This is a genomic window from Colwellia sp. SU-HH01217 (genome assembly GCF_057543495.1).
This window is the reverse complement of record NZ_BAAJLX010000002.1, coordinates 97,295-110,796: the sequence shown is the minus strand read 5'-3', so window position 1 is coordinate 110,796 and position 13,502 is coordinate 97,295. Positions and strand designations below refer to the sequence as shown.

The following is a 13,502-nucleotide window of genomic DNA, read 5'->3' as shown; positions in this document are numbered from 1 at the left end:
CTCTGTCAGGTTTGACGACTTAAATAATCAGCAAGAGCAAACTCAACCAGTGAACTTCTCTAAACAATTTAGTTAATTTTTAGTTGTGGTCTATTTATTGCTTTTTCACTGATAAGTGTCAAAAAGCCATCATGAAGTATCAATGCAACTAACAGCTTATTTAAATAAATTTGATAAAAATAAATTAAAGCACCTAGCCGGATTAGGTACGCCATTAGTGGTAATGGCTGCACTAGGTATGGTTATCCTGCCATTAACACCACTTTTATTAGATGTTCTATTCTCATTTAACATCGCTTTGTCTTTAGTGGTTCTGCTAATTACTGTTTACACGTTAAAGCCGTTAGATTTTGGCTCTTTTCCTGCCGTGTTACTTATCGCTACTATTTTACGATTAGCACTTAATGTGGCGAGTACTCGTATAGTACTACTTGAAGGTCATTTAGGGCCAGATTCCGCAGGTAAAGTAATAGAAGCTTTCGGCTCTGTGGTTATTGGTGGTAATTATGCGGTTGGTTTGGTTGTTTTCTTGATTTTAATTATCATCAATTTTGTAGTAATCACCAAAGGTGCTGGACGCATAGCTGAAGTAACTGCTCGATTTACCTTAGATGCGATGCCAGGGAAACAAATGGCGATAGATGCAGATTTAAATGCAGGTTTTATTAACCAAGAGCAAGCCAGAGAAAGGCGTATCGAAGTTACCACCGAAGCTGACTTTTATGGCTCAATGGATGGTGCGAGTAAGTTTGTAAAAGGTGATGCTATTGCCGGTATATTAATTTTGTTTATCAACCTTGTTGGTGGACTAGTTATTGGGATGGTTCAACATGACTTATCTTTTGATGACGCAGTTGAAATTTATACGGTATTAACGATTGGTGATGGACTTGTTGCTCAGGTGCCAGGACTATTGCTTTCAGTTGCAACAGCTATTGCAGTGACCCGACAAAATACTTCTGAAGACATGGGACAACAGGTTAGCTCTCAGCTTGGACAAGAAAAATCTCTTTATGCCGCCGCAGGACTCATGTTTATTATGGGCATTGTGCCGGGGATGCCGCATTTTGCATTTTTATTTTTTGCCTCTGTGATTGCCTTGGGCGCATTTTTTGGTGAAAAACGTAAAAAAGCAAAAGCTCAAGAACATATTGAAGCACAACAATTGACTCAAGTAGAAAACCAAAAACAAGAAGCCGAAGTTAAAGAACTTGGTTGGGATGATGTTAATCACGTTGATATTATTGGTTTAGAAATTGGTTATCGCTTAATCCCTTTAGTTGACAAAGCACAAGGCGGGGAGCTTTTAAGTCGTATAAAAGGTGTCCGTAAAAAGCTTTCTCAAGAGTTTGGATTTTTAGTGCCAGCAGTTCATATTCGAGATAATTTAGATCTTGACCCCAACTGTTATCAAATATCATTAATGGGCGTTACTATTGGCAGCGCTGAAATTAAGCATGATCACGAGTTGGCTATTAACCCCGGGCAAGTGTATGGCAAGCTTGATGGAGCGATCACAAAAGATCCTGCCTTTGGCTTAGATGCGGTATGGATTAATCAAAGTCAAAGAGAGCATGCTCAAACATTAGGTTATACCGTTGTTGATGCTGCAACGGTTTTGGCGACGCACTTAAGTCAAATTTTAACGAATAATGCTGCGCAGTTATTAGGCCATGAAGAAGTACAAAACTTAATTGATATGTTAGCGAAAAATCACCCTAAATTAGTTGAAGGATTAATTCCTGACATCCTAACGTTAGGCACTGTAGTAAAAGTATTGCAAAACTTAATGAATGAGGGCGTCGCTGTTAGAGATATGCGCAGTATTATTCAAACGTTAGTAGAGTATGGACCTAAGAGTCAAGATACTGACATCTTAACTGCTGCCGTTAGAATTTCGCTACGTAAATTTATTATTCAAGACTTAGTTGGACCCGAAGTAGAAATACCTGTCATAACATTGGCGCCTGAGTTGGAACAGATGTTGCACCAGTCAATGCAAATGGCTGGTGATGATGGCGCAGGTATTGAACCTGGATTAGCTGAAAGGTTACAGAAATCGCTAACAGAGGGAGCTCAACAGCAAGAAATGGCGGGAGATGCGCCTATATTGCTAACATCAGGAATATTAAGAACTGTGCTTGCTAAATTTGTTAAGTACACAATTCCTGGTTTGCGAGTGATTTCGTATCAAGAAATTCCAGACGATAAACAAATTAAAATTGTTAGTGCTATAGGGCAGTAAATATAGCTTAGTAAAGTTAGCTCAAGCTTAACTAAGCTGAGTAATCAATTTGCAGTAAGCATTTAAAAGTAGAGGTTGTGATGAAAATAAGACGTTTTGTAGCCAAAGATATGCGAACAGCGCTTGCTCAAATAAAAGAAGAGTTAGGCGTAGAAGCGGTAATTATGTCAAATAAAAAAATTGCTGAAGGGGTCGAACTCATGGCTGCAATTGACTATTCGCAAGCAGCACCTGCTCAGCCTAAATCAAGCGAACAGCCTAATACCGTGCCAAGTGCGCCTAATAATCAACGTGATGTTAACGGAATGAAAAATGATGTTGTTACTTTAGGTAGCGTTCCAGCAACAAACTCGGGGCACAGTATTGACACCCATGCTAATAATACACAGCAAGTTAATAATACACAGGAAAATGACTCAACCTCTGCGCCTGCGGACAGTTTGTCAGCATTATTAAATCGACAAGTACAACAAAAACCAGCACCTAAGAAAGAGGCTGTAGACCCTGCTAGCGAAAATATTGAACAACAATTCAAGCGATTTACTCAACGATTAGAGCAAACAGATGAGCAAGGAGTTGATGATAATGGCTTTTCTACCGCTGCTGTAGCATCAGCATCAACAGCAAGTAATCAAGCGACTGTTTCCACTGATGAATTTCAATTAATGCAAAAAGAAATGGCGTCTATTCGTCAATTGTTAGAGCATCAAGTATCAGGCTTAATGTGGCAAGATCTTGCACAAAAAGACCCACAACGAGCGGTGCTTGTTAATCGCTTAATGGCTATTGGATTAACCGAGCAAATTGCCGATCAAATTGCAGGCTACCTACCAGCTCAAAGTAATGAGTCACAAGCATGGCAAGACGCTAAACAATTAGTCGCGCAACAGTTAAATACCACCAATAATGATATTATTAATCGAGGTGGTGTAGTTGCGTTAGTTGGCCCAACAGGCGTAGGAAAAACAACGACCATCGCTAAATTAGCGGCAAGATTTTCACAAGTTCATGGTGCTGATCAAGTCGCTCTTATTTCTACAGACACATTTAGAATTGCAGGCTTTGAACAACTTAATACCTACGGAAAAATTATTGGTTGTCAGGTTAAACTTGCAAAAGATGCAGAACAATTAGACAGTTTGTTACAACAATTTTCAGGTAAAAAACTGGTTTTAATTGATACGGCAGGAATGGGGCAGCGTGATATGCGCCTTGCCGAACATCTAACCACTTTAGTGACCAGCACTCGAGTAAAAATACGTAATTATTTAGTATTAGCAGCAAATACCCAGCAACGCGTAATGCAAGAAAATGTTGAGCGATTCAAAAAAGTACCATTATCGGGCAGTATTTATACTAAACTTGATGAGAGTGTTAGTATTGGAGAAATAATTTCAACTTCGATTCAAAATGGTTTGCCAATAGGGTATCTTACTGATGGTCAAAGAGTTCCTGAAGACATTAAAGTTGCAAATGTTGAAAAGTTAGTTACGCTTGCTGATAAGATGGCGATTAAAGTACAGTCACCACACCATGTTCCTGTGCATACCAAACCAATGAACCATGTAGGAGCGATGTAGATTAACTTATGTTGTAAATAAGCAACTTCATATTAGCTTTCTCTTCAACAATAATAATTGAGAAGATATTAATAAAATATTGAGAAAAATAGATGATAGATCAAGCGAGTGGCTTACGAAAAATGCAAAACTCACAACAAATTAAAGTCATTGCTGTTTCAGGAGGAAAAGGCGGCGTAGGTAAAACCAATGTTTCGTTGAATACAGCTATCTCTCTAGCGCAACTAGGGAAAAAAGTACTTGTTCTTGATGCCGATTTAGGCCTAGCAAATGTTGATGTTATGTTAGGGTTAAGAGTAAAAAGAAACTTATCTCATGTATTGTCTGGTGAATGTGAACTTGACGATATTATCATAGAAGGCCCTGCAGGAATTAGCATTATCCCTGCTACTTCGGGCACGCAATCCATGGTCGATTTAACACCAGCGGAACATGTTGGTTTAATTCGAGCCTTTAGTGATATGCAAAATCAATTTGATATTCTGATTGTTGATACAGCAGCTGGTATTTCTGACATGGTGCTAAGTTTTACCCGCGCAGCGCAAGATGTCATGTTAGTTGTTTGTGATGAACCAACATCCATTACTGACTGTTATGCGTTGATGAAGCTGCTAAGTCGTGATCATGACGTTTATAAATTTAAAGTTGTCGCCAATATGGTGAGAAGCCCTAAAGAAGGCCAACAACTTTTTGCCAAACTTACCAAAGTTACTGATAGGTTTTTAGACGTAGCTTTGGATCTTGTTGGTGTAATTCCATTTGATGAAAACATAAGAAAATCTGTACGTAAACAAAAAGTAATTGTTGAAGCATTTCCAGACTCTCCAGCTTCAATCGCTTTTAAAAATTTAGCTAACCGAATTACTAAATGGACAATTCCTAGCCAAGCATCTGGTCATTTAGAGTTTTTTATTGAAAAATTATTAGATAACAAATAAGTTATATTTGCTTACGTTATAAATTACCTAGGCAGTTAATAAAATAAAAATACTGGAGCAAAAGTGGTAAAAACAAATGCTTATAATGTTCATGTTGATAAAACAGCATTGCTTGAACAGCATACGGTATTAGTTAAACGTATTGCTTATCATTTGCTTGCCAGACTTCCTGCAAGTGTCATTGTTGATGACCTTATTCAGTCAGGAATGATTGGTTTGTTTGAAGCCGCCAATAATTTCGATGCAACCAAAGGAGCAAGCTTTGAAACTTTTGCTGGTATTCGAATTCGTGGGGCAATGCTTGATGAAATACGCCGTGGTGACTGGACACCTCGCTCTGTTCATAAAAATAGTCGTTTAGTCAGTCAAGCTATTAAAGAATTAGAAGCGCAGTTAGGTCGAGATGTTACTGACAGTGAAGTTGCTGAAAAACTTGATATTTCATTAAATGAATACCATCATATATTAAGTGAAGTCAGTACTGGTAAAATTATTGGCATTGAGGATCTAGCAAGTGGTGAAAATGGGCTAAACTATGATGAAAGCAATGTTAGTGATGATCCTTACCAAGATATAGAGCACAACGCATTTAAAAAAGGCTTGTCAGAGTGTATTTCTACTTTACCAGAGCGCGAAGCTTTAGTACTGTCGCTATATTACGATGAAGAATTGAATTTACGAGAAATTGGTCAAGTCATAGATGTAAGCGAATCCAGAGTCAGCCAAATTCATAGTCAAGCCATGCATAGATTAAAAGCGAGAATGCAGTCTTGGCAAAGTTAAGTGCAAATTTTTTAAATTAAGATATTATAAATCACAATAGTTGCTTGTTATTCTGGCGTTTTCACGCATAGTTACAAGCAAAGAATAAATAAATTTTGAATGTTAGTCCGGAGGATGCCTTGGATAAAAATATGAAAGTACTTGTAGTTGATGACTTTTCAACCATGAGACGAATAGTGAAAAACTTGTTACGAGATTTAGGTTTTACAAACATTCAAGAGGCTGATGATGGTAGTACTGCTTTACCGATGCTTCAAGGTGGTGATTTCGATTTTGTTGTTACAGATTGGAACATGCCAGGAATGCAAGGTATTGATCTTTTAAAAGCTATTCGAGCGGATGCAAAATTAGCCCATATCCCTGTACTGTTAATTACGGCAGAAGCGAAAAAAGAGCAAATAGTCATGGCTGCACAAGCGGGTGTTAATGGTTATATTGTTAAACCGTTTACTGCTGGCACATTAAAAACTAAGCTTGATAAGATTTTTGAACGTTTAGGTTAATCTTCTCGTTTATTTTCATCAAAGTTATTAATAAGGGATTTGCATGAATGGTTTGCCCAACTGCCATGTTTCTTTGGAACAGGCTAAATCGCTAGTCGAATTTTTAGAGTCTGGAGAACAGGAAAAAGCTGATGAGCTTATTGCTGAAATCCAAAACCCTATCAATACTGAGCTATTTGCTGAAATTGGTAAATTAACCCGGCAGTTGCATGATTCGTTAACTAATTTTCAACTCGATTCTCGTATCAGTGATCTTGCAACAGCAGATATACCTGACGCGAAAGAACGTTTGAATTATGTTATTACACGTACAGAAGAAGCTGCCAATAAAACAATGGATGCTGTTGAAGCAATTTTCCCTGTTGTTGATACGATTCAAAGTCAAATTAAAACAGTGAACCCGCTTTGGTCTAAGCTGATGAACAATAAACTTGATCTTACTGAGTTTAAAAGTTTATGCATTGATATTGATGCACTATTAACCCATACCGATAAAGAAACAGAACACATGCGTGCGTTAATGACGGATGTGTTAATGGCTCAAGATTTTCAAGACTTAACAGGTCAAGTTATACGTAAAGTTATTGAGCTAGTGAGAGAAGTTGAAGATAGCCTTATTAATATGTTAACTGCATTTGGAATTAGTGCAGATAACACATTAGAGCAAACTAAACCTAAAGTAGGGGATAATCTTGTAGAAGGCCCTATTGTTGATTCACAAAAAAGAGATGATGTCGTAGATAGTCAGGATGACGTTGATGATCTTTTATCCAGTTTAGGATTTTAACGGGAGTTATTGAATGTCGTTTGAAGCAGATGAAGAAATTCTACAAGATTTTTTAATTGAAGCGGGTGAAATACTTGAACTACTCTCTGAGCAGTTAGTTGAACTCGAAAATGATCCAGATAATGCTGATTTGCTTAACGCGATATTTCGTGGTTTCCATACGGTTAAAGGTGGCGCTGGTTTTCTTGCATTAAATGAACTTGTAGAAGTTTGTCATTATGCTGAAAATATTTTCGATATATTACGCACAGGTCAAAGATCAGTCACTTCTGATTTAATGGATGTTATTTTACAAGCACTAGATAGTGTTAATGAAATGTTTGTTTTGGTTCAAAACAGAGAGGCGTTAACGCCAGCAAGTCCTGAATTAATTGCAGAGCTTCATCGGTTAAGTATACCAGAAAGTGAGTCTGCAGAAGTAGATACAACGGCTGACGAAATTCCTTCAATGAGTGATGATGTCGCTGAAACTCCTCAACAAAATGCTGATCAAGAAGATGCTGATGATGAAATGTCTGAAGACGAATTTGAACGTTTACTTGATGAATTGCATGGAAGTAACTCACCGAGCGAAGAAAAGTTAGCGCCTGTAGCAGAAGACAGCGTAACTGATAATAGCGACAGTGAAGAAATTTCAGACGATGAATTTGAATCCTTGTTAGATGAGTTGCATGGTCAAGGTGCTTTTAATTCAGAGGTGAGTAGCTCAGGCTCAGCTTCAAATAATGATGCTAACGTATCAGGTGATGATATCACTGATGATGACTTTGAAGCATTACTTGATGAACTTCATGGTAAAGGGAATGCCCCTAAAAAAGCCTTAGAGAATGAAAGCGTTAGCGAAGTACCTGCAAGCAAACCTGCTCCTGTTAACAAGCCTAAAGCTAGCCCTAAACCTGTTAGTAAGCCTGCGACAAAAGAAGTCACTAAACCCGCTCCAACAGGTAAAGCTGCTGCGCCTGCACAGGCCTCTACGCCACAGGGCGAAACGACCGTTCGAGTTGATACTAAACGATTAGATCAAATCATGAATATGGTGGGCGAGTTAGTACTAGTGCGTAATCGATTAACAAGCCTAGGGCTAACCAAAGAAGATGAAGAATTAACGAAAGCTATTACTAATTTAGATGCTGTTACGACTGACTTGCAAGGTGCGGTCATGAAAACACGTATGCAGCCAATTAAGAAAGTATTTGGACGATTCCCTCGAGTTGTTAGAGATTTAGCACGTAGTTTAAATAAAGAAATTAAATTAGTACTCGAAGGCGAAGAAACCGATCTTGATAAAAATTTGGTAGAAGCACTTGCTGATCCACTTGTCCATTTAGTGAGAAACTCTGTTGATCATGGTATTGAAGCACCAGATGAACGTGAGGCTAATGGTAAGCCTCGAGAAGGTACTGTACTGCTTTCTGCTTCACAAGAGGGCGATCATATCCTATTAACCATCAAAGATGATGGTGCTGGGATGAATGCAGAAAAACTAAAAAGCATTGCCATTGAACGTGGCGTTTTAGATGCTGAAGCTGCGGCGAGAATGTCTGATAAAGATGCTTTTAGTTTGATTTTTGCTCCTGGTTTTTCTACTAAAACTGAAATTTCAGAAGTGTCGGGCCGTGGCGTTGGCATGGACGTAGTGAAAACAAAAATTACCCAATTAAATGGAACCGTAAATATCGATTCTGAAATGGGTGTCGGTACCGTTTTAGAAATTAAAGTGCCATTAACCTTAGCTATTTTACCGACATTAATGGTTGTTGTGGGCAAACAGACTTTTGCATTACCACTTGCTGCTGTAAATGAAATTTTCCATCTTGATTTAACAACCACTAATAATGTTGATGGTCAGCTGACGATTATTGTTCGTGAAAAAGCGATTCCGCTGTTTTATTTAGATCAATGGTTAGTTAAAGACTTTCAACAAAAAACAAGAAGCAAGGGGCATGTGGTTATTGTGCAATTAGGATCTCAACAAGTTGGATTTGTCGTTGATAGCTTAATTGGCCAAGAAGAAGTGGTGATTAAACCTCTAGATAGATTATTACACGGTACACCTGGTATGGCTGGAGCAACCATTACCAGTGATGGTGGTATTGCATTAATTTTAGATGTTCCTAACATGTTAAAGTTTTATGCTAAAAAATCAGTCGTTAATCAAAAGTTCCGTTAAAAAACTTATTATAATAACCACATGAACATCAATTTTGAAGAGAACAATAAATGCCATATAAGATACTGGTTGTTGATGATTCAAGCTTTTTTAGGCGTCGTGTCACCGATATACTTAACAAGGATAATAACTTAACTGTTATAGATGTTGCTGTAAATGGTCAAGAAGCCGTAGATAAAGCGATTTCTTTAAAGCCTGATGTGATTACTATGGATATTGAAATGCCAGTATTGAATGGTATTGAAGCCGTCAAACAAATCATGGCTCAAGCGCCAACTTCAATTTTAATGTTCTCTTCTTTAACACATCAAGGCGCTAAGTCCACCCTAGAAGCACTTGACGCTGGCGCACTAGACTTCTTACCGAAAAAATTTAATGAAATCGCTTCAAATAATGAAGATGCTGGTAGTTTATTACGGCAGCGAGTGGCTCAGTTAGCACGTAAAAATAAAAGTTTTAGACCTTTAAGGTCTCGCATTACCAAGACGGAAATTCCCCCTGCGGTTGTAAAACCAAAAAAATTCGGCCGAAATAATCGTATAGAAGAGACCCCAGCTCCAACTGAACGTATTCGTAACGATGAATCAGTTAAAGAACAGGCTCCTTCAGCGCAACTTAAACGTAGTTCGGGTAAAAAATATAAACTGTTGGCTATAGGTACCTCAACAGGTGGGCCGGTTGCATTACAGAAAGTATTAACCAAATTACCTAAGGATTTTCCTTTGCCCATTCTTATGGTGCAACACATGCCTGCAGCTTTTACTAAAGCATTTTCAGAACGCTTAAATTCGCTTTGTCAAATAACGGTAAAAGAAGCTTCCGATGGCGATACATTAACAGCAGGCTGTGCCTATTTAGCACCTGGCGGCAGACAAATGATTGTTGAGGGCAAAGACAGCTCTGCAAAGTTAAAAATTATGGATGATAACTCACCACGGATTGCCTTTAAACCTAGCGTTGATGTAAGTTTTGGCTCTGCTGCAAAGGTGTTTAGTGGAGATGTGCTAGGGATAATTCTAACGGGAATGGGCTCAGATGGTCGCGAAGGCTCTAGAATGTTAAAAAGTAAAGGGGCGACGATTTGGTCGCAAAATGAAGAAACTTGTGTTGTCTATGGAATGCCTCAAGCAGTGACTACTGCAGGTATTTCTGAGTTAGCTTTGCCAATTGAAGATGTCGCCATGTCGATTCTTAAGGAAATTCAGCATGGATAAGCTCAGTATCATAGGGCTTAGTGTTGCACTTTTAGCGATATGTTTCGGCTTTCTTATTGAAGGTGGCTCGATTGCTGTACTTTTTGAATTACCCGCTTTTATTATTGTTTTTGGCGGCACTTTAGGTGCTGTTATGCTGCAATCTTCTATGATGCAATTTACGCATGCTACCTCTTTACTTAAATGGGTGATTTATCCTCCAAGTTACGATATTAGTGAAGGAATAAAAAGCATTGTTATTTGGGCTGAAAAAGCTCGTGAGTCTGGTTATTTGGCGCTGGAGAATATTGCCTTAGATGAACAAGACTCATACACCAGTAAAGGGTTGAATTTATTGGTTGATGGTATTGAACCAGAGCAATTTCGAATGGAACTTGAGCTTGAACTTGATTTGTATCGAGAGCATCACTTACGTTCAGCAAATTTATTTGAAGCTATGGGCGGCTATAGTCCAACAATAGGTATATTAGGCGCTGTTTTAGGGTTAATTCAGGCAATGGGACATTTAAGTAATCCAGAATTACTTGGTCAAGGTATTGCCACTGCATTTATCGCAACTATTTATGGTGTTGGATTTGCCAATCTATTTTATTTACCCATAGCAAATAAAATACGTACGATAGTTCATCAACAAACAATGTATCGAGAAATGATCACAGAAGGGCTTGTTTCTATTGCTAATGGAGAAAACCCTCATGCGATTGAAAATAAATTATCAGCCTTCAGGTTAGAGCAGTGAATAGGCATAAAGCGCGCAGGCATTATATAGAACATGATAATGTCGACCGTTGGTTGGTTTCTTATGCCGACTATATGACCTTAATGTTTGCCTTGTTTGTTGTACTTTATGCGATGGCTATGGTGAATGAAAAGCCTTTTGAAACGGCAACAGAGTCAATAGGTAAAGTGTTTCAAGCTAATGACGAACAGCCAAAAAATAAAGGGCACGGTGATGATATTCTTGATGTTAATACAAGTAAAACTAATAAAAGGTTATACGGTAATGGCCTGATAGAAGAGGCTGGACCTGAATTACTTGATGGTGAACCCATACTTTCGAATGTATCAGATAGCCAAGTGGGTACGAACCTAACCTCACTTGAAGAGGAGCTGCATACTGCTTTATATGAATTAGTCGAATCAGGGTTCGCTCAATTACAAATAGATGGCGATTGGTTAGAAATTGAACTTAACAGCGGTTTATTGTTTCCTAGTGGCTCTGCCTCTGTAACGATAGCAGCCAAAGAAATATTAGCTGTTATTTATGATGTATTAGGTCAAGCGAGTAACTTTGTTCGCATTCGGGGCTATACTGATAATGAACCGATGAATAATGAAATATTTTCTTCCAACTGGGAGCTTTCTGTTTCAAGAGCTACGGCAATATTGCATTTGTTTGAAGAATTAAATTTAGCCTCTGCCCGTATGGCAATTGAGGGTTATGGAGAATTTTCTCCAAGTGCTGACAATAAAACTGCAGAGGGGCGAGCGAAAAACCGCAAAGTGGTTATCGCTATTTCTAAATACGGCTTAGAAAAGTCTAATTTATTAAATACACCAACTATTAACGTAAAAGATGTTGAGGCTATTACCAATATTTCGCTCGAAGGTGATTCAAAGAAAGAAATTAGAGTAATACAGTTGGAAAATGGTGGTATTCGAATAACCACTCGCGATGATGAACAAATAGAAAATAAATAAGTAGGGTAACCATTTGGTAGTTTGGACAATCGCAAATCAAAAGGGTGGGGTAGGGAAAACTACAACAACCATAGCTCTTGGAGGCTTGTTAGCTGATGCTGGCTACCGTGTATTATTAGTTGATACTGATCCTCATGCCTCATTAAGTTATTATTTTGGTATCGAGTCAGAAGATCTCGAATTAAGTGTCTATGATTTATTTGTTCAGGTCTCTAGTAAAGAGCAAATATTACAAAGTTTATGCCCAACGAAGTATAAAAACATTGATATATTACCTGCAACCATGGGCTTAGCAACACTTGATCGCTCTTTAGGTAGTAAAGGTGGCATGGGACTTGTTCTTAAAAAAGCCATTCAAAAGCTCAGTGATGAATATGACTATGTACTAATGGATTGTCCGCCAGTTTTAGGCGTGTTAATGGTGAATGCTTTAGCTGCTTCCAACCGTATTATAGTACCTGTTCAAACAGAGTTTTTAGCATTAAAAGGTTTAGATAGAATGATGAAAACAATGGATATTATGCAAGGGGAACAAGAAGTTCCTTTTGCTTATACTATTGTGCCAACGATGTTTGATAAACGAACCAAAGCATCATTGCTAACTTATCAGAAACTTAAAGAATCTTATCAAGAAAAAGTATGGCAGGGGGTTATTCCCATAGATACAAATTTTAGAAATTCGAGCTTAGCACAACAAGTGCCATCAGATTATGCGAAAACGTCTCGCGGTGTACTGGCTTATAAAAAATTATTGTCTACATTAATGGAAGTACCCTCGGTGAAAAATAAATGAGTAAATCGTTAGCAGCTAGTAATGATATTATGAAAAATTATCTGTCAGAGTTACTGACAGATGATGAAGTAAAGGTAGAAGAAAAAGTTACCACAACAGAAACAGTTAAAACGACGGTAGAAGCTAAAAGGTTAGAAAAGCTTTTAGCAACAGTAAGTAATGAAAGCAAACAAGAAGAAGCTAAACGTGAGCCGATTTCAAAACCTGTAAAAAAAGTCGTTAAATCAACTCCATTAGCGCCAATTAATCAAGATATTGAAAAAGCAGTACTCTCTACTCACAAAAGTACAGGAAAGATTGCAGTAAAGGAAAATAAAGCCTATCGAGAAGGTAATTTTCAAGCAATGTTTTTTGATGTGGCAGGTTTAATTATAGCAGTACCTCTGATTGAGTTAGGTGGCATATATAATGTTGATAAAACAACCAAGTTAATGGGGAAACCCGACTGGTTTGATGGTGTAATGTTACACAGAGAAGATAAGGTTAATGTCGTTAATACAGCACTTTGGGTTATGCCAGAAAAATGCAATGAGACATTAATTAATTCGTTAAACTATCAGTATGTTATAATGTTAGGTAATAGCAAGTGGGGCTTACTCGCAGAACACCTTGTTGATACGGTAACATTAGAGCAAAGTGCTGTGAAATGGTTAGATAAACCAAATAAGCGGCCTTGGCTAGCCGGTTTAGTAAAAGAGCGTATGTGTGCATTGCTAGATGTTGAAGCACTGATAAAGTTACTTGATGATGGTGCAGGAATTATTTAACAAAATAGCATTGTGCTATAA

Annotated in this window: 12 protein-coding genes; all 12 read left to right on the top strand. The window is 38.0% G+C overall.

What is annotated here, in order from left to right; genetic code table 11:
• The first annotated feature begins 142 nt into the window (after positions 1 to 142).
• The 12 genes from flhA to AC27G3_RS03550 all read left to right on the top strand — a co-directional run bounded on the left by flhA (position 143) and on the right by AC27G3_RS03550 (position 13,481).
• On the top strand, positions 143 to 2,245 hold the full coding sequence (flhA, locus tag AC27G3_RS03605; protein ID WP_487118878.1) for a flagellar biosynthesis protein FlhA: 2,103 nt from the start codon (positions 143 to 145) through the stop codon (positions 2,243 to 2,245).
• A gap of 80 nt (positions 2,246 to 2,325) precedes the next feature.
• A complete protein-coding gene (gene flhF / locus AC27G3_RS03600) occupies positions 2,326 to 3,825 on the top strand; it encodes a flagellar biosynthesis GTPase FlhF (RefSeq protein ID WP_487118876.1) in 1,500 nt (499 codons plus the stop codon).
• A 92-nt stretch (positions 3,826 to 3,917) separates the two neighbouring features.
• Positions 3,918 to 4,763, top strand: coding sequence for a MinD/ParA family protein (locus AC27G3_RS03595; RefSeq protein ID WP_487118874.1), 846 nt, complete (start codon positions 3,918 to 3,920; stop codon positions 4,761 to 4,763).
• A gap of 63 nt (positions 4,764 to 4,826) precedes the next feature.
• Positions 4,827 to 5,546, top strand: a complete 720-nt coding sequence (locus AC27G3_RS03590; protein WP_487118872.1) for an RNA polymerase sigma factor FliA — start codon at positions 4,827 to 4,829, stop codon at positions 5,544 to 5,546.
• A 119-nt stretch (positions 5,547 to 5,665) separates the two neighbouring features.
• Positions 5,666 to 6,049, top strand: a complete 384-nt coding sequence (gene cheY, locus AC27G3_RS03585) for a chemotaxis response regulator CheY (RefSeq protein ID WP_487118870.1) — start codon at positions 5,666 to 5,668, stop codon at positions 6,047 to 6,049.
• Between the two features lie 43 nt (positions 6,050 to 6,092).
• Positions 6,093 to 6,836: a protein phosphatase CheZ gene (locus tag AC27G3_RS03580; protein WP_487118869.1), complete on the top strand. Its 744-nt coding sequence runs from the start codon at positions 6,093 to 6,095 to the stop codon at positions 6,834 to 6,836.
• 13 nt (positions 6,837 to 6,849) lie between these two features.
• Entirely contained in the window at positions 6,850 to 9,006 is a 2,157-nt protein-coding gene (locus tag AC27G3_RS03575; RefSeq protein WP_487118867.1) for a chemotaxis protein CheA, read from the top strand.
• 50 nt (positions 9,007 to 9,056) lie between these two features.
• Positions 9,057 to 10,220, top strand: coding sequence for a protein-glutamate methylesterase/protein-glutamine glutaminase (locus tag AC27G3_RS03570; protein ID WP_487118865.1), 1,164 nt, complete (start codon positions 9,057 to 9,059; stop codon positions 10,218 to 10,220).
• Positions 10,213 to 10,959, top strand: coding sequence for a flagellar motor protein (locus AC27G3_RS03565; protein WP_487118863.1), 747 nt, complete (start codon positions 10,213 to 10,215; stop codon positions 10,957 to 10,959). Before AC27G3_RS03570 ends, AC27G3_RS03565 begins: the two co-directional genes overlap by 8 nt.
• On the top strand, positions 10,956 to 11,921 hold the full coding sequence (locus tag AC27G3_RS03560; protein ID WP_487118862.1) for a flagellar motor protein MotB: 966 nt from the start codon (positions 10,956 to 10,958) through the stop codon (positions 11,919 to 11,921). The genes AC27G3_RS03565 and AC27G3_RS03560 overlap by 4 nt, the downstream gene beginning before the upstream one ends.
• A 13-nt stretch (positions 11,922 to 11,934) precedes the next feature.
• Positions 11,935 to 12,714 (top strand): ParA family protein, encoded by a 780-nt coding sequence (locus tag AC27G3_RS03555; RefSeq protein ID WP_487118861.1) that lies wholly within the window; start codon positions 11,935 to 11,937, stop codon positions 12,712 to 12,714.
• Positions 12,711 to 13,481, top strand: a complete 771-nt coding sequence (locus AC27G3_RS03550; RefSeq protein WP_487118859.1) for a chemotaxis protein CheW — start codon at positions 12,711 to 12,713, stop codon at positions 13,479 to 13,481. Before AC27G3_RS03555 ends, AC27G3_RS03550 begins: the two co-directional genes overlap by 4 nt.
• Positions 13,482 to 13,502 lie beyond the last annotated feature (21 nt).